This is a genomic window from Saccharothrix mutabilis subsp. mutabilis (genome assembly GCF_039521145.1).
GTDB lineage: Bacteria > Actinomycetota > Actinomycetes > Mycobacteriales > Pseudonocardiaceae > Actinosynnema > Actinosynnema mutabilis.
The window spans coordinates 112,617-130,135 of record NZ_BAAABU010000021.1 but is presented as its reverse complement, the minus strand read 5'-3'; the positions used below and the strand labels follow the sequence as shown (position 1 = coordinate 130,135).

12 protein-coding genes and 1 pseudogene are annotated in these 17,519 nt (G+C 72.7%); 6 read left to right on the top strand and 7 right to left on the bottom strand.

Annotated features, from left to right (window positions below):
• Window positions 1–128: 128 nt before the first annotated feature.
• The 4 genes and pseudogenes from ABD126_RS31245 to ABD126_RS31230 form a co-directional block, all read left to right on the top strand.
• A pseudogene (locus ABD126_RS31245) lies at window positions 129–1,421 on the top strand (glycosyl hydrolase family 95 catalytic domain-containing protein); the annotation flags it as partial.
• Window positions 1,355–2,392 (top strand): glycosyl hydrolase family 95 catalytic domain-containing protein, encoded by a 1,038-nt coding sequence (locus ABD126_RS31240; protein ID WP_425542907.1) that lies wholly within the window; start codon window positions 1,355–1,357, stop codon window positions 2,390–2,392. The pseudogene ABD126_RS31245 and the gene ABD126_RS31240, both read left to right, overlap by 67 nt.
• A 124-nt stretch (window positions 2,393–2,516) precedes the next feature.
• Entirely contained in the window at window positions 2,517–3,302 is a 786-nt protein-coding gene (locus ABD126_RS31235; RefSeq protein WP_343937758.1) for an LPXTG cell wall anchor domain-containing protein, read from the top strand.
• A gap of 172 nt (window positions 3,303–3,474) precedes the next feature.
• A complete protein-coding gene (locus tag ABD126_RS31230) occupies window positions 3,475–4,509 on the top strand; it encodes a zinc-dependent alcohol dehydrogenase family protein (RefSeq protein ID WP_343937756.1) in 1,035 nt (344 codons plus the stop codon).
• On the opposite strand, the gene ABD126_RS31225 is transcribed toward ABD126_RS31230, so the two are convergent.
• Window positions 4,499–5,110, bottom strand: coding sequence for a TetR/AcrR family transcriptional regulator (locus ABD126_RS31225; RefSeq protein WP_343937754.1), 612 nt, complete (start codon window positions 5,108–5,110; stop codon window positions 4,499–4,501). The genes ABD126_RS31230 and ABD126_RS31225 overlap by 11 nt on opposite strands.
• A 74-nt stretch (window positions 5,111–5,184) precedes the next feature.
• Between ABD126_RS31225 and ABD126_RS31220 the strand changes: the two genes are divergently transcribed.
• The gene (locus tag ABD126_RS31220; protein ID WP_343937752.1) at window positions 5,185–6,672 is read left to right on the top strand and encodes a flavin-containing monooxygenase; all 1,488 of its coding nucleotides are present in this window, start codon (window positions 5,185–5,187) and stop codon (window positions 6,670–6,672) included.
• A gap of 112 nt (window positions 6,673–6,784) precedes the next feature.
• Here the strand turns inward: ABD126_RS31220 and ABD126_RS31215 are convergent, their stop codons facing one another.
• From ABD126_RS31215 to ABD126_RS31195, 5 genes are all read right to left on the bottom strand, one after another.
• Complete coding sequence (locus ABD126_RS31215) at window positions 6,785–7,495, bottom strand: type 1 glutamine amidotransferase (protein WP_343937750.1); 711 nt, start codon at window positions 7,493–7,495, stop codon at window positions 6,785–6,787.
• Entirely contained in the window at window positions 7,492–8,670 is a 1,179-nt protein-coding gene (locus ABD126_RS31210) for a Mur ligase family protein (protein WP_343937748.1), read from the bottom strand. Before ABD126_RS31210 ends, ABD126_RS31215 begins: the two co-directional genes overlap by 4 nt.
• Before the next feature lie 115 nt (window positions 8,671–8,785).
• Window positions 8,786–9,268 carry a helix-turn-helix domain-containing protein gene (locus tag ABD126_RS31205; protein WP_343937746.1) on the bottom strand — a complete coding sequence of 161 codons (483 nt, stop codon included), beginning with the start codon at window positions 9,266–9,268 and terminating at the stop codon, window positions 8,786–8,788.
• A gap of 133 nt (window positions 9,269–9,401) precedes the next feature.
• The gene (locus ABD126_RS31200; protein ID WP_343937744.1) at window positions 9,402–10,067 is read right to left on the bottom strand and encodes a SanA/YdcF family protein; all 666 of its coding nucleotides are present in this window, start codon (window positions 10,065–10,067) and stop codon (window positions 9,402–9,404) included.
• 20 nt (window positions 10,068–10,087) lie between these two features.
• Entirely contained in the window at window positions 10,088–11,530 is a 1,443-nt protein-coding gene (locus tag ABD126_RS31195; protein WP_343937742.1) for an LCP family protein, read from the bottom strand.
• A 1,087-nt stretch (window positions 11,531–12,617) separates the two neighbouring features.
• Here ABD126_RS31195 and ABD126_RS31190 point away from each other — a divergent pair.
• Entirely contained in the window at window positions 12,618–15,560 is a 2,943-nt protein-coding gene (locus ABD126_RS31190) for a glycine--tRNA ligase (protein WP_343937806.1), read from the top strand.
• Window positions 15,561–15,612: 52 nt separating this feature from the next.
• Here ABD126_RS31190 and ABD126_RS31185 read toward each other — a convergent pair whose 3' ends face one another.
• Entirely contained in the window at window positions 15,613–17,340 is a 1,728-nt protein-coding gene (locus ABD126_RS31185) for a S8 family serine peptidase (protein ID WP_343937740.1), read from the bottom strand.
• Between the last annotated feature and the right edge of the window lie 179 nt (window positions 17,341–17,519).

Below are 17,519 nucleotides of genomic sequence, written 5' to 3'. Positions count from 1 at the left end.
AGTGACTTCCGGTGTCGTCCCGGTCCGGTCCGGTCCACCCCTTGCGCCGCACCCCGCTCACCTCCTACCTTTCGGGCTTACCGCCGCGCACACCGATCGCCGTTGTCGGCGTCCGCGGAGGGGTTCTGATGGGCCTGAACAGGCGCGTTTTTCTGGGTGCGACGGGTGCGGCGGTCACCGCCGGTCTACTGCCGGTCGCGGGGGCGCGGGCCGGGACATCCGATGTGTCGATGACCGACGAGCAGTGGGCCGACTTCCTCGCGGACCAGGACCTGGTGTGGCGGCGGATGCCCACGAGGTGGTCGCAGGGCCCGTTCCTGGGCGACGGCCGGCTGGGCAGCGTGGTCTACGCGGTCGGCGACCGGATCAAGTTCACCGTCCAGCACGCCGAGGTGCAGGACCACCGCACGACCGGCGGCAGCGCGTGGGGCGTGCCCCGCCTGCCCGTCGGGCACGTCCTGCTCACCCCGGTCGGCGCGGTCCGCGCGGTGGACTGGCGGCTCGACCTGTGGCACGCCGAGCTGGTCGGCACCGTCACCACCGACCGCGGGGCGCTGCGCCTGCACGCGATCGTCACCGAGGGCGTGCTGGGCCTGTCGGTCACCCCGTCCGGCGACGAGCGCGCCGACCTGGTGTTCGTGCCCGAGAGGGCGGTCCCGCCGCGCGCCGCCACCGAGACCCCGCCGGCGGGCTACGAGGTCAACCCCGATCCGGTGACCAGGACGTCCGGCGGCGAGCGGGTGGTGGTGCAGGCGCTGAACGCCGGCGGCCAGACCGCCACCGCGTACCGCGTGATCGGGACGACCGGCAAGCGCAGAATGCTGCTGTCGGTCGCGCACAGCTTCCCCGCCGCCACGGCCGAGGCGTCGGCGCTCGCCCGCGTCCGCGCCGCCGCCGCCCTGCCCGGCGCGGACTTCCAACAGCGCCACCGCGACTGGTGGCACGCCTTCTACCGGCGCAGCTTCCTGTCCATCCCGGACCAGCGGCTCCAGTCGTTCTACTGGATCCAGCTCTACAAGCTCGCCGCCGGCACCCGCGCGGGCGGACCGGTCATGGCGACCTGCGGGCCGTGGCTGGAGCCGACGCCGTGGGCCGCGGCGTGGTGGAACCTCAACGTGCAACTGGAGTACTGGCCCATCCACGGCTCGAACCACCTGGAGCTGGACGCCGTCGCGACCACGCTGAAGGACAACGCCGCCCAGCTCGTCCGCAACGTCAAGACCCAGTACCGCGACGACTGCGCGGGAGTCGGCCGCAGCACCGACCGGCACGCGTCCAACACCGGCACGCTCGGCGAACCCGGCGGCGCCGGCACCGTCGAGCTGGGCAACCTGACCTGGGCGCTGCACAACGTGTGGCTGAGCTACCGGCACTCGATGGACCGCGCACTGCTCGCCGACGTCGTCTTCCCGTTGCTGCGCCGGGCGGTCAACTACTACCTGCGCTTCCTGACCAAAGGCAACGACGGCCGCCTGCACCTGCCGCGACCACGTCACCCGAGTACGGCAACGCGCCCGACTGCAACTACGACCTCCAACTGCTGCGGTGGGCGTGCCGGACCCTGCTCGACTCGGCGCGCGTGCTGCGCATCGACGACCCGCTGGCCGAGCGGTGGCAGGAAATCCTGGACACGCTCGTGCCGTACCCGGTGGACGCCAACGGTTTCATGGTCGGCACGGGTGTCCCGTTCGCCAAGTCGCACCGGCACTACTCGCACATGCTCGCCGTGTTCCCGCTCGCCACCGTGAACTGGGAGCAGCCGGAGAACCGCGCGTTGATCGAGAAGTCCTTGCGGCACTGGATGTCCCTCGAAGGCGCGCACCGCGGCTACAGCTACTCGGGCTCCGGGTCGATCGCCGCGCGCATGTTCCGCGGTGACGAGGCGTTGGCGTACCTGGTGAAGATGTTCGACACCACCTCGCGCTACCCGGTGCTGGAGAACACGATGTACGGCGAGGCCGGGCCGGTCGTCGAGACGCCGCTGTCGGCCGCGCAGACCCTGCACGACCTGGTGTTGCAGAGCTGGGGCGGGATCGTGCGGGTGTTCCCGGCGGTGCCGAGCGCGTGGGCGGACGTCGTGCTGGACCGCCACCTCGCCGAGGGCGCGTTCGAGGTGACGGCGGCCCGGCGCGGCGGGCGGACCCGGTTCGTGCTGGTCCGGAGCCTCGCGGGGGAGCCGTTGGCGTTGCGGCACGGCATCGCGGGCGCGGTCACCGTGCGCACGCCGGCCGGCGCTCCCGTCCCGTACCGCGACCGGGGCGACGGCACGCTCGACGTGGACCTGCCGCGCGGCGGTGAGGTCCTGGTGCACCCCGCGGGCGGCACGCCCGACCTGACGATCGCGCCCGTCCCGATCTCGACTCCCGGACCTCGGTGGGGCCTGCCGGCGTGAACCGACCGTGTCCGCCCGGTGTCCCTCGGTGAGGTGAAGCATGCCCTCGCGGAGTGACGGGTAACACAGTCAGAGGCAAGGCGATACCCCGTATGGATTAACCATCCTGGTCCAGGAGGACGCTATGTCCCGAAGATTGCTGATAGCCGCCACGGCCGCCGTCGGGCTGTTCTTCGCTCCCGTCGCGGCCACCGCCGACCCGGGCAACGGCAACGGCACCGATCCCGGCTTCGTCCCACCCGGACAGTCGCAGGAGCACGGCCAGGGGCAGGGTCAGGGGCAGGGCCACGGCCAGGCCGCCGCGCAGGGCCAACCCCCGGCGGAGGACACCAACGCGCCGCAACCGCCCTCCAACGCGGACTTCACCGACCACGGCGCGAACACGCACGGCCCGTACGACTCGACCCGCGACGGCTCGCCGTCCCAGAACGGCAACGGCGACGGTCAGCAGGTCGGCCAGCCGTGCGCCGGCTGCGTGGGCAACGCCGACAACAAGAACCCGCCCGGACAGCTGCCCGGCGGTTCCGACGGCAACGCCGGCTACGAGTGCGACCGCAACGCGGGCGTGGGCCGCAGCAACCCCGCGCACACGGGCTGCACCGAGACCAACCCGCCGACCACCACCACGACGGCGCCGACGACGACGACCTCCACCTCGACCTCCACCTCGACGTCCACCTCAACCTCCACGTCGACATCGACCTCCACGGGCACCCACACCAGCACCTCGACGTCCACCCAGACGCCGGCCGCCGGTGCGCTGGGCAGCCCGAAGAACCCGGTGGCCGCGGTGCTCGACCAGGCCCTGGCCCACACGGGCGCGAACGCGTCCTGGATGGTCCTGCTCGGCCTGCTCAGCGTCGGCGCCGGCGCCCTGACCCTGCTCGTGACCCGCCGCCGTCGCGCCTGACGCGGCCCGACCAGCCACACCCCCACGACCCGGTGGGGCCGGTCCCACCCCCGGCCGGTCCCGCCGGGTCACCGCACGCGCTCGCGCGGGGGGTGAAACCCGTACTGACGAAACACCGCCCACCTTGCGAGGATGGCCGCACCCGACCCCTGCTACGCCGCGAGGAGGCCCCGTGCGGGCGACGACCATCCACGGACCCAAGGACATCCGCGTCGAGCAGGTGCCGGACGCCGCCGTGCGCGACCCGCACGACGCCGTGGTCAAGGTCGAACTGGCGTGCATCTGCGGCAGCGACCTGTGGGCCTACCGCGGGGTCGCCAAGCGCGCGCCGGGCCAGCGGATCGGGCACGAGTTCGTCGGCGAGGTCGTCGAGGTCGGCCCGGAGGTCACCTCCGTCAAGCCCGGCGACCGCGTCATCGCGCCTTTCGTGTGGAGCGACGGGACCTGCGCGTACTGCGTGCAGGGCCTGCCGACGTCGTGCCGCGACGGCGGCTTCTGGGGGTCCGGCACGTCCGACGGCGGGCAGGGCGAGGCGGTGCGCGTCCCGTTCGCCGACGGCACGTTGGTGCGGGTCCCCGAAGACGTCGACACCGCCCTGCTGCCCGCGTTGCTCGCGCTGTCCGACGTCATGGGCACCGGGCACCACGCGGCGGTCTCGGCCGGCGCCGCGCCCGGCGCGACGGTCGCGGTCGTCGGCGACGGCGCGGTGGGGCTGTGCGGCGTCCTCGCGGCCAAGCGGCTGGGCGCCGAGCGGATCATCTCGCTGGGCCGGCACGAGGACCGCGCCGAGGTGGCCCGGCTGTTCGGCGCGACCGACCAGGTGCCCGAGCGCGGCGAGGAGGCGGTGGCCCGGGTCCGCGAGCTGACCGGCGGGCTGGGCGCGCCCGTCGTCCTGGAGTGCGTGGGCACCGAGGAGTCCTGGACGACCGCCATCGGCCTGGTCCGCGACGGCGGCCGGATCGGCTACGTCGGCGTCCCGCACCAGGCCCCGAACCTGCCCACCGGCAAGCTGTTCCCGCGCAACATCGGCATCGCGGGCGGCCTCGCGCCGGTCCGCAACTACCTGCCCGAGCTGATGGCCGACGTGCTGGCCGGTCGGCTCGACCCGTCGCCGGTGTTCGACCGGACGCTCCCGCTGGACGAGGTCGCCGACGGCTACCGGTCGATGGACGACCGCAGCGCGTTGAAGGTCGTGCTCACCCCGTGATCCGGTTGGCCACGCCCCGCCAGACGACCTCCATGACGTAGGTGGTGGCGAGCGCGGGTCCCACCTCGGGCCGGCGCTCGCACCACAGCGCGAGGCGCTCGGTCGAGCCGACCACGATCTCCGCGAACGCCTCCGCCTCGACCACGTCGATGTCGGTGTCGAAGCTGCCGATCACGGCCGCGATGAGGTCCGTCTGCTGCCGCCGGATGCCCTCGATCTCCTCCACGGCCGACGGCACGGTCACCGCCGCCTCCTGCCGCAGCAACGCCCACGCCTGCTTGTGCTCGCCGATGAACTCGAAGAACGCGAGCAGGCCCAGCCGCAGGATCTCCTCCGGTGTCGTCGCCCCGGAGATCGCCTGCTGGGTGCGGTCGAGCAGCTCGGTGCGCGCCCGGTGGATGCACCCGATGAGCAGGCCCTCCTTGGAGCCGAAGTACTCGTAGAGCATCGGCTTGGACACGCCCACGCGTTCGGCGATCTCGTCCATGGACGCCGCGAGGTAGCCGCGTTCGGCGAAGACCTGCTCGGCGATGTCGAGCATCTGCGCCTTGCGCTGCGCCTTGGGCATCCGCTTGCGGCGCGGCTCCTCCGTGGTGGTCACGAACTGGAGACTACCGGAGGTAACTTACTTCGAGTAACCTACTGGGGAGTATGTAGCCGGACGAGGAGGTCGGGATGCACCGAGAGGTCAAGGTCCTGGTCGTGGGCACGGGCTTTTCCGGCCTGGGCATGGCGATCGAGCTGAAGCGGACCGGCGAGCACGATTTCGTCGTGCTCGAAAAGGCGAGCGACCTGGGCGGCACCTGGCGGGACAACTCCTACCCCGGCTGCGCGTGCGACGTCCCGTCGCACATGTACTCGTACTCGTTCGAGCTGAACCCGAAGTGGTCGCGGATGTTCGCGCGCCAGCCGGAGATCTGGGCGTACCTCAAGCAGGTGGCCGACAAGTACCGGCTGCGCGAGCACATCCGCTTCAACACCAAGGTCTCCGGCGCGCGGTGGGACGAGGACGCCAAGGTCTGGCACGTCGCGACCGAGCAGGGCGACACCTACACCGCCAAGGCGGTCGTCGCCGGCGTCGGCGCGCTGCACATCCCGAACGTCCCGGCGCTGCCGGGCATCGAGAACTTCCAGGGCAAGGCCTTCCACTCCGCCGAGTGGGACCACGACCACGACCTGCGCGGCAAGCGGGTCGCCGTGGTGGGCACGGGCGCGTCGGCCATCCAGTTCGTGCCCCGCATCGCCGACGACGTCGAGCACCTGACGATCTTCCAGCGCACGCCGCCGTGGATCATGCCCAAGATGGACCGCTCGATCCGGTCGTGGGAGCAGCGGGTCTTCCGGGCCGTGCCCGGCGCGCAGCGGCTGTACCGGAACTTCGTGTACTGGACGCGCGAGTCCAGCGCCCTGGGGTTCGCGGTGAACCCGAAGATCATGGAGTTCGCGCAGAACATCGCCAAGCGCCACATGCGCTCCCAGGTGCCCGACCGCGAGCTGCGGGCGAAGCTCACGCCGGACTACACGATGGGCTGCAAGCGGGTGCTGATCTCCAACGACTACTACCCGGCGCTGTCCAAGCCGAACGTGGACCTGACCACCGACGGCATCGCGGAGGTGCGGGCGCACAGCATCGTGGACCGGGCGGGCGTGGAGCACGAGGTCGACACGATCATCTACGGCACCGGGTTCCACGTGGTGGACAGCTTCGACTACCTGGACATCCAGGGCAAGGGCGGGGTGGACCTGGCCAAGCAGTGGCGGGAGAAGGGGATCGAGACCTACTACGGCATCACCGTCTCGGGCTTCCCGAACCTGTTCTTCCTGCTCGGCCCGAACACCGGCCTGGGCCACAACTCGGTCGTCTTCATGATCGAGTCCCAGATCCGCTACGTCCGCCAGTGCCTGGAGCTGCTGGACCGCCACCACGCGGACGAGCTGGACGTGCGGCCGGACGTGCAGGCGAGGTTCAACCGGCGGTTGCAGCGGAAGCTGACGAAGGGCGTGTGGACCGAGGGCGGCTGCAAGAGCTGGTACCTGGACGCGCAGGGCATCAACCGGACCGTGTGGCCGGGCTTCACGTGGCGCTACTGGATGCGCACGAAGACCGTGCGAGCCGAGGACTACACCCTGACCCGCGCCCGACGGGACCGAGTGCCCGCCTGAGCCCGCCCGGCTGCGGCTGCCGGGCGGCGGCTGCCGGCGCGCGGCTGTCGGCGCGCGGCTGTCGGACGATCGCGCTGTCCCGCAGCGCGATCGTCCCGGCCGGGTCAGTGGCTCAGACGCCGGCGGCCTTCGCGCGTTCCGCGCGGAGCTGGGTCACGGCCGGCAGGTCGAGCGGCGCGGGCTTGGCGCCGGTCGCCCACTCGATCAGCAAGTCGGCCAGCGCCGGGTTGCGCGGCAGGACCGGGCCGTGCAGGTAGGTGCACAGGATCCGCCCCTGCACCGCGCCCTCCACCGAGCCGTCGTTGCCCGTCCCCACCTTCACGTGCGCCAACGGCCGCGCCGACGGGCCCAGCACCGTGCGGCCCTGGTGGTTCTCGAAGCCGGTCAGCAGGCCCTCGAACAGGCCGTCCGCCGGGGTCGCGATGACCTCGCCGATCGCCCGGCTGCCCCCGGCGTGCGACGTCGAGTCGATCAGGCCCAGACCCGGGTGGGTCACCTGGTCGGCCCGCGTGAACGACTCGCCGAAGATCTGGATGCCCGCGCACACACCCAGGATCACGGCGCCGCGCGCCGCCGCCCGCTGCATGCCCGGGTGCTCGCGCAGGTGCCGCACGGCCAGGGTCTGCGCCGTGTCCTCGCCGCCGCCCACCACGTAGATGTCGCACGAGTCCGGCACCGGCTCGCCGAACCGGATCGTCACGATCTCCGCCGGGATGCCGCGCCACGCCATGCGCTTCTCCAGCACCACGGCGTTGCCGAAGTCGCCGTACGTGCCGAGCAGGTCCGGCAGCACCAGGGCGATGGAAACCTTGGACGCACTCACTGGGCGGCCCTCGCGTTCAGGTCGCGGAAAGCGGTGTAGTTGGCGATGACCTCCACCGCGCCCGGCGGCATCGCGTCGATCGCCTTCAGCGGGTCGGGCACGATCGTGTGCTCGACCTCCGCGTAGGTCAGGCGCACGGCCAGGTCGGTCGCCCGCTCGCCGGACGCGATGACCTGCCGGCCGCGCAACCGCTCGAACGGCACGTCCCACAGCCACGACAGGTCGCGCCCGTCGGCCTCCTGCGCGTTGATCACCAGCACGGCCGGGTGGTCGGCCTCGCGCACGACGTTGAGCGTCTCGCTCCAGCCCGCCGGGTTCTTCGACAGCAGCAGCCGCGCCCGGTGGCCGCTGCGCTGGATCGTCCGGTACCGGCCCGCGACGTTGGACACCGCGCGCAGCCGCTCGACGGCCTCGGCCACCGGCACGCCCAGCGCGAACGCCGCCGCCGTCGCCATCACCGCGTTGGCCGCGTTGAACTTGCCCGGCAGCCGCAGCGTCAGGTCGAGCTTCTCGCCGGTCGGCGTCACCAGGTGGCCGTCACCGGTCACCCAGTCCGGCTTGGGCCGGGCCAGGTCGCAGCCGGTGCAGTGCCAGTGCTCGCCCTCCCAGCGGATCGGGTCGCCGCAGCGCGGGCAGGACGCCGCGTCGTTGTGCCAGCCCGTGCCGGTCGCCACCCAGACGACCTCGCGCGCGTCGCGGGCCGCGGAGGTCACCATGATGTCGTCGCAGTTGGCCACGACCACGCCGGGCACGCCGGCCAGCGCCGTGCGCAGCGACTTCTCGATGGTGCGGACCTCGCCGACCCGGTCGAGCTGGTCGCGCGAGAGGTTCAGCAGCACGGCGACCGCGGGCGTGCTGGCGCGGCAGACCTCGGGGAAGTACCCCTCGTCCACCTCCAGCACGGCGAACGGCGCGTCCGGCTGCTTGGACAGCGCCGTGACGTGCCCGTCGGGCATGTTCGCGCCCCCGTGGTTGGTGGCGACCCGGCCCAGGGCGGAGACGGCGCGCGCGAGCATCATCGTGCTCGTCGTCTTGCCGTTGGTGCCGGTGACCAGCGCGACCCGGCGGCCGGCGGTCAGGTGCGCCAGCGCCTGCGGGTCGAGCTTGAGCGCCACGCGGCCACCGATCATGCCGCCCGCGCCCAGGCCCATCTTCTGCGACAGCTTCGAGCTCATGTTGCCCAGTCGCACGGCCGCCGCGGTGCGCAGCGGCAGGCGGGCTGGGTCTGCACCAGGAGTGTTCGGCAAGCGACTTCCCGCGTCGGTGGGGTGGGGAGGGTTGCCGCCGATGCTACCGGGGCCGCCCGCCGTCCAGCTCCCGCAGGGTCCTGATCAGGTCCACCGTGCTGAGCTGGCACAACTGGGCCATGTACTCCAGCGCCGGCAGGTCGAGGTGGACCTCCGGGGACTGGCCGGGGGTCAACTGGTGCAGCCGGCCCTGGGCCCAGCGGCGCAGCGGCAGCAGCTGGGGGCGGTGGTCGGTGACCACGGCGGCCAGGTTGACCGCCAGGTGCCCGGCGGGGGCGTCGCCGAACACGCGGTCGTGCACGCGGGCCAGGACGTGGTGCGCGGGCACGCCGAGCGCGACGCAGATCTCCACCAGCCGCACCACCGAGCACTGCCGGGTGCCCAGCTCGTAGGTGGCGAGGGTCTGCAGCGAGATGTCGCTCTGGAGCCTGCGGTTGAGCTCCTTGCGGGTCCAGCCGCGCTGCTTGCGAAGACTGCGGAGCTCATCACCGAGCACGCGCTGGTACGCCGCTGTGTCGATCTGCACCGTCAAGTCCTCCATGTCCGCGGGGGCCCCGACCGACCCCACGCGAATGGAAAGCACGACTGCGCGTCCGCTTACGCGACTTGCCCGGATTATCCCCCGATCGGGCGAACCGAGTAGTACTCTCAGTAGTCCTTCAGCGCTCAAGTGCGCTGGTCACGCCGGTTTCCAGGGGTCCGAGGAACCGCGGGTCAGGCTTGGCCACGAGCCCGTCCCACATCGCCTTGCCGCTCGCGAACGCCTCGCGGAAGTGCCCGTACGCCGTCGTGGACGCCCACTGGCGGGACGTGTCGTGGCCCACGCCGAACGCCTCCAGCCCGGCCGACCGGCACAGCGCGACCGCGCGCGGCAGGTGGAACTCCTGCGTCACCACGGTCAGCCTGGTGACGCCGAAGATGCGCTTGGCCCGCGTGCACGAGTCCCACGTGTCCAGGCCCGCGTAGTCCGCCACGACCAGGTCCGCCGGGACGCCCTTGGCCACCAGGTAGTCGCGCATCGCGGTGGGCTCGTCGTAGTCCGCGCGGCTGTTGTCGCCGCTGACCAGCAGCACCTTGACCTTGCCCGCCCGGTGCAGGTCCGCGGCGACGTCCAGCCGGCCGGCCAGGAACGGCGTCGGCCGCCCGCCGCGCAGCCCCGCGCCGAGCACGAGGGCGACGGGCGTCTCCGGCACGTCCGCCGCGGCGTGCCGGTAGGGCGCGCTGGACACCCGCACCCACACCAGCGGCACCGCCGCCAGCACCGCCGCCAACGCCGCCGCCACCAGCACCCGCCGCCAGCGGATCCGCCGGATGAACGCCCCCATGCCTACCCCCAGGTCGTGACTCAGTTGACGCAGCGCACCCCGTCGGCCGTGATCGGCGGCTCCTCGGTGGTGCTGGTGCCGGGCTGGGCCCGCCGCGCCCCGTCGAGGCCGACCAGCGGCGCGCCCGCGAGGTTCTGCGTGCCCGGACCGGAGTAGTCGCTGCCGACGAACACCCGCGCCCGGCCCGCCGGGATGTCGTCGTCCTGCTCGATGTCGAGCCCGCCCAGCGCGTCGGCGACGGCCTGCGCGCCCGCCTCGCCGCCCTGGCCGTAGCGCACCACGGACTTCGCCATCGGGGTGTCGGCGTTGGCCGCACCGCCGGAGACGAACTTCTTCGCCACCAGCGCGTCCAGCACCCGACCGGCCAGGCCGCCCGAGCCCGAGGCGTTGCGCACCTCGACGGTGACGGTCGACGGGTCCACGCTCGGCGCGGTGGACGTGCCGGTGGGCTCCTTGCCCAGGTTCTTGAAGAACCGCTTGACCTCGGACTCGTTGATCTCGATGGCCGTGCCGTCCTCGGGCGTGACCAGTTCCGGGTTGCCGGTCGGGATCGTCTCGAACTTGATGTTGCCGCCGGACAGGTCCTTCATCTGGGTGGCGAACTTCAGCACGTCCCAGCCCTTGTCCAGCACGATCGACTTGGTCAGCGCGTCGATGAGGGCGCGCAGCTTGGTCGGGTCGGACAGCGTGCCCGCCGACAGCATCTTCTTCGCCAGGCCCGCCATGAACACCTGCTGGCGGACGATCCGGTCGAGGTCGCCGCGCAGGAGGCCGTAGCGCTGGCGGACGAACGCGAGCGCGTCGCGGCCCTGGATGGTCTGCGGGCCCTTGGCGAAGTCCGCGCCGGAGTACTCGTCCTCGGTGGCCTGGTTGAGGCAGACGTCCACGCCGCCGACGGCCTTGGTGATGTCGTAGAAGCCGACCAGGTTGATCTCGGCGTAGTGGTCGATGGTGACGCCGGTGAGGTCCTGGACGGTCTGGATGAGGTTCTTCGCGCCCGCCTTCTTCGACTCCTGCTCCACCTGGGCCGGGTCGGTGACGCCCTTCTTCTGCAGGTCCGCGACGGCGTCGTTCTTGCCGTAGCCGTACGCGGAGTTGATCTTGTGCCGCCCGTAGCCGCCCGCGATCTTGACGTAGGAGTCGCGGGGGAACGACACGGCGACGGCCTTGCCGGTGTCGTTCGGGATGTGCATGAGGATGATCGTGTCGGTGTTCAGGCCGCCCGCGCTCTCGTCGCCGGCCTGGAGCTCGTCGAGGATGTGCTGGGGGAGCGGGTTGCCCTTGGCGTCGGTGCGGGCGTCCATGCCGACCATGAGGATGTCGATGGACCCGTCCGCGGGCCGCTCGCCGCCACCGTCCGCGCCGATGACGTCGGTGGTGGTGAGGTTGTTGGCGAGGGACTGGAAGTTCGCCCACGCGTAGCCGGTGCCGAGGAGCACGGCGACGGAGAAGAAGGCGACCACCGTGCGGCCGACCAGGTTCCCGCTCTTGACCGGCCCGCGGCGGGGGGCGGTGCGCCGGGCCGGCGGGCGCTGGGTGGGACGGGGGCGCGCTCCGGCCTGGGCGGTCTCGGCCCGCGCCGGGCCGCTGCCGGGCCGCCTGCCGACACCTTCGGCACCCGCGCGGGCGGTGGTGCGGGCAGCGTCACCGGCACGCGCGGGGCGGCTCTCGGCACCGGCCCGAGCAGACCGGCCTTCGCCACGGGCGGCGGCACCGCGCTGGTCGGCGCGGCGTTGGTCGGCGCGGCGTTGGTCGGCACTGCGTTGGTCGGCACTGCGGCCGGGGGTGCTGCGCGGGTCGCCGCTGCGGCCGGCCGCACTGCGCCCGCCTGCCTCACGTCCGGCTGCCTCGCGCCCGGTTGCGCCGCGCCCGCCTGCCTCACCGCCGGCTGCGCTGCGGCCGGCCACGCCACGCCCGCCTGCCTCACGTCCGGCCGCACTGCGCCCGCCGGCGTCGCGCCCGGTTGCGCCGCGCGGGTCCTCGCCGCGAGCGGCGCTGCGGGAGTCGTTGCCGCGTGTCGTGCCGCGGGCGTCGGCGCTGCGGGAAGTGCCGCCGCGCTGGTCGCTGCCGCGCGGGGTGCCGCCGCGCGGGTCGCCCGGCTGGGGGCGGCGTGGCGGGACGTCCTGGCCGGCGCGTGGGTCGCGGCGGGGTGCGTCACCCCGAGCGGCGTCGTGGTTCGCGCGCGGTGGCTCCGGGGTGCGGTTGTGGGGTTCGCCACGGTTCTCGGAGCGGGGCGGGCGGGGCGGGTCCGCGGGGGCGCGGCGCGGGTCGCCCGCCGCGCGCGGGGGGTGCGGTGCGCGAGGGGGCGCGGGTCGCCGGCGGAACCCTTCGGGTTCGCCCGGCCTCGGCGGCCGGTTGTCCACTCGCGCTCCTCCCTTTTCCCCGGACTTGCCCTGGTGGACGCGCCGGTGCCCTCTGGGGTTGCCCACAGGGTGGCACAGCCCCACATCCCGACGAGGTGATACCGGGTCTTGACAGTCGGTGACCAGTGAAGTAACCCGACCGTGAGGGTCCCGGTGCCCCGTTCGTAGACTTCACCCCGTGCTCACGATGCAGGACGCGCTGCTGGCGCTGACCAGGTACTGGACCGAACGGGGCTGCATCGTCGTGCAGCCGTACAACACCGAGGTCGGTGCGGGCACCCTCAACCCGGCGACCGTGCTGCGCGTCCTCGGCCCCGAGCCGTGGCGGGTGGCCTACGTCGAGCCCAGCGTGCGGCCCGACGACGCCCGGTACGGGGAGAACCCCAACCGCCTCCAGACCCACACCCAGTTCCAGGTCATCCTCAAGCCCGACCCGGGCGACCCGCAGGAGCTGTACCTGGGCAGCCTCGAAGCGCTCGGCATCGACGTGCGCGCCCACGACGTGCGGTTCGTCGAGGACAACTGGGCCTCGCCCGCGCTGGGCGCGTGGGGCCTGGGCTGGGAGGTGTGGCTGGACGGGCTGGAGATCACCCAGTTCACCTACTTCCAGCAGGCCGGCGGCATGTCGCTGGACCCGGTGTCGGTGGAGATCACCTACGGCATCGAGCGCATCATGATGGCGTTGCAGGGCGTGGACCACTTCAAGGACATCGCCTACGCGCCCGGCATCTCCTACGGCGAGGCGTTCGGCCAGGCCGAGTACGAGATGTCCCGCTACTACCTGGACGACGCCGACGTCGAGGCCAACAAGCGGCTGTTCGAGGAGTACGCGTCCGAGGCGCGGCGCATGCTCGACGCCCGCCTGCCCGTGCCGGCGCACAACTACGTGCTGAAGTGCTCGCACACCTTCAACGTCCTCGACGCGCGCGGCGCGATCAGCACCACCGAGCGGGCCCGCGCGTTCGCCCGCATGCGGGGGCTGGCGCGCGAGGTCGCGCAGCTGTGGGCCGCGCGCCGGGAGGAGCTGGGCCACCCGCTGGGCCTGGTGGAGCCGCCGGCCGCGCCCGAACTGCCCGCCGCCGGCGCCACCGACGGGCCCGAGACGCTGCTGTTCGAGATCGGCACCGAGGAACTGCCGCCCGCCGAGGTCACCCGGACCGTCGAGGCGGTGCGCGCGGCCGTGACCGAGAAGCTCGCCGCGACCCGCCTCACCCACGGCGAGGTGCAGGTGCACGGCACGCCGCGCCGGATCGTCGTGCTGGTGCCCGAGGTGTCGCCGCGCGAGCCCGACGCCGAGAAGACCATGCGCGGACCGCGCGTGTCCGCCGCGTTCGACGCCGACGGCGCGCCCACCAAGGCCGCGCAGGGCTTCGCGCGCGGGCAGGGCGTGGCCGTGGCCGACCTGTCCCGGGTGGTGGAGAACGGCGTCGAGCACGTCGCCGTGGTCAAGACCGTCCCGGGCGGCGGCGCGGTCGAGGTGCTCGGGACGCTGCTCGCGTCGGTCGTGGCGGAGCTGCGCGCCGAGAAGAACATGAAGTGGAACGACCCGAAGCTGTCGTTCACCCGCCCGATCCGCTGGCTGCTCGCGCTGCTGGGCGCCACGCCGGTGCCGGTGGGCGTGTCGGCGCTGGTCTCCGGCACCACGACCGGCGTGCACCGCACCGCCGAGTCGCCGGTGGTGGCAGTGTCCACCGCGGACGGTTACCTGGAGTTCCTGGCACAGCACGGGATCACGGCGTCCGCCGCGGTGCGCCGGGACGTGGTCGTGGAGCGCGCGGCCGAACTGGCCAAGTCCGTCGGCGGTGTCGTGGACTTCGAGGGCGTGCTGGACGAGGTGACCAACCTGGTCGAGCAGCCGACCCCGTTGCTGGGGTCGTTCGACGCCAAGTACCTCGAACTGCCGCAGCAGATCCTGACCACGGTCATGCGCAAGCACCAGCGCTACCTGCCGGTGCGCGCGGAGGACGGCTCGCTGCTGCCGCACTTCGTCGCGGTGGCCAACGGGTCCGTCGACGCGGACCTGGTGCGCCGCGGCAACGAGGCCGTGCTGCGCGCCCGGTACGAGGACGCGGCGTTCTTCTGGCGGGCCGACCTGCGCACGCCGTTGGCGGACCTGAAGGCGGGCCTGGAGAAGCTGACGTTCGCCGACAAGCTCGGGTCGATGGCCGACCGGGCCGGGCGGATCGCGGTGCTGGCGGGCCGGTTGGCCGACGTCGTCGGCGGCGCGGACGACACGCTGACCCGCGCGGGCGAGCTGGCCAAGTTCGACCTGGGCTCGCAGATGGTGATCGAGCTGTCCAGCCTGGCCGGCGTGATGGCCCGCGAGTACGCGGCGCGCGCGGGCGAGCCGGCCGAGGTCGCGCAGGCCCTGTACGAGATGGAGCTGCCCCGCTCGGCGGGCGACGCGCTGCCCGCGTCCCGGGCCGGCGCGCTGCTGTCGCTGGCGGACCGGTTCGACCTGCTCGCGGGCCTGTTCGGCATCGGGGCCAACCCGACCGGCAGCTCCGACCCGTTCGGGTTGCGGCGGGCGGCGCTGGGCGCGGTGAGCGTGCTGCGGGCGTTCCCGGAGCTGCGCGACATCACGCTGACCAAGGCGCTTTCCCTCGCCGCGCAGGACTTGGACGTCTCGGCGGAGGCGTTGGAGAACGCGCGCGAGTTCGCCGTGCGGCGGTACGAGCAGCAACTGCTGGACGCCGGCCACGACCACCGCTTCGTCAACGCGGTCCTGCCGCTGGCCGACGCCCCGGCCCAGGCCGACGAGACGTTGGCGGAGCTGACGTCGCTGGCCGGGTCGGAGGACTTCGCCGCGCTGGTCGCCGCTCTCCAGCGGGTGCGGCGGATCGTGCCCGCCGAGACCGCGCCGGACTACGACGCCGGTGTGCTGGGCGAGCCGGCCGAGGTGGCGCTGCACAAGGCGCTGGCGGAGGTGTCGTTCGAGGGTGCCGGGCTGGCGGCGTTCGTGGCGGCGGCGAGCGGGTTGACCGGGCCGGTGAACACCTTCTTCGACGAGGTGCTGGTGATGGCCGAGGACCCGGAGGTCCGCAAGGCCCGCCTGGGCCTGCTGGCGTCGATCCGCGACCTGGCCGCGCCGGTGCTGGACTGGCAGGCCCTGGGCACCGCACTGGGCTGAGCACGTGAAGAGAGCCCCCGCCCGACACCGGGCGGGGGCTCTCGCTCATCGGTCAGATGTGGCTGCCGCCCCGGGTCACCGCTCCGTACGCGTCCACGATGCCGTGGCCGTAGAAGCCGTTGAACCGGGCGTCACCCTCGCAGGTCGCCGTGAACTCCGCCGAGCGGCCTTCCCGCTCGTAGGAGACCGTGCGCGGGAACGGGCAGGCGCGCTGGGTCGCGGTCTTGAGGAGGACCTTCTCGACCTTGTCCGGGGACAGGGTCAGGGTGCCCGGGTGGGCGCGGTCCTTCTTGCCGTACTCGCTGACCACCAGGGCCGCGACGCCGGCCGCGTGCGGCGCGGCCATCGAGGTGCCCTGGAGGTACTGGTAGTAGCCGCAGGACGTGCCCGCGCAGTACTTCGCGACGCCGGCCGACTGGCCCTTCGCGGTCACGTTGCCGGCCTCGTCGATGTTGCCCTCGGCCAGCGCCACGTTGCGCGGGTAGGTCGACCGGATCAGGTTCTCGTTGGTCCGGTACCACGGGGTGCCGAAGCCGTCGCGGAACCAGCCGCCGGGGGCGGACAGGTCGGTCTGCTCCGTGCCCCAGTTCGAGTAGTCGGCCTTGGCCAGCGACGGGCCGAGCGAGGACACCGAGATGACGTGCTCGCCCTCGGTCGGCAGGTGCAGGCACTTGCTGTTGTCGATGGCGCGCGGGTAGTTCGTGCCCGCCGGGTAGTTCGGGCTGGCCGCGTCGGTGCGCGGGTTGCCCAGGTCCTCGTGGTTGTTGCCGCCGGCCGCGATCAGCGTCACGCCCTTGCGGTGGGCGTAGTTCAGCGCCCGCTGCACGGCCGTGATGGTGGCCCGTTGCTCCAGCCGCGCCTGCGGGCTGTCGGCCGGGTGGTCCAGGCAGTTCATGTACCAGGGGTCGATGTAGAACGACATGTTGATCACGTCGAGGCCGATGTCGGCGCCGTAGGTGATCGCGTCCACGACCGGCTGGAGGAAGAAGTAGCCGGAGTCCTGGGCGCCGCGGATGTTGACCAGGGACACGTTCGGCGCGACACCGGAGATGCCGAAGCCGTTGGCCGCCGCGCCGATCGTGCCCGCGACGTGGGTGCCGTGGCCGTTGTCGTCGTGGTCGTCGGGGTCGACGCAGCCGCGGAACTCGCAGGGGCCGTCGACCTCGTTGCCGTTGGGGTCGGAGGGGATGTCGATGGTGAAGTTGCGGGACAGCTCGCGGTTGAAGTTCGGCGCGATGTCCGGGTGGGTGCCGTCGACGCCGGTGTCGAGGATGCCGACGTAGACGCGCTTGTCGCCGGCCTGCCGGGCGCGGGCCTTGTCGGAGCGGACCAGCTTGAGGCCCCACAGGGCGTCGTCGAGCGGGTCCATGCCGGCCGTGGCGTCGGGGGACTTCGCGGGCGACGGGGACTGGGCCGCCGCGCCGAGGTGCTCGCGTTCCACGACGCGCCACTCCCGGTTGCCCGGGGTGTCGGTGGGGGCCGCGCCGAGCGGCTTGAGGCCGGTCGCGCCGAGCACCGCGTCGGAGGCGGAGACGCGCTGCACGAAACCGGCGGCGGGCGCCTTGACGGTCAGGGTGCCGACGGCGGCGTTCTCGGCGAGGACCCGACCACCGGCGGCGGCCACGGCGGCCTTGGCCGCGTCGGTGCTCGCGCCGTCCTCGACGACCACGGTGAAGTCGGCGGTGCCCGGCTGACCGGCCGCGGGCTGTGTCCCGGTCGTCAGCAGCGCGGCGGTGGTCGCCACCACCAACGCCGAGGGAACGATTCTGCGTGTTCTCACGCGTGTCTCCTCACAGACCCGGAGGGGGTATGGGTCGGGCGACACCCTGGCAAACAAATCCGAACGCCGGTAGCCGTCATTCGTAGTCAGTGAGCACCGTAATCGTTTGTGCGCGAGCAGTTACATCCTGTGTTTTGGTAACGATCCGACCTGCGCGTTCGATCTTCCCCGAAGGCCGA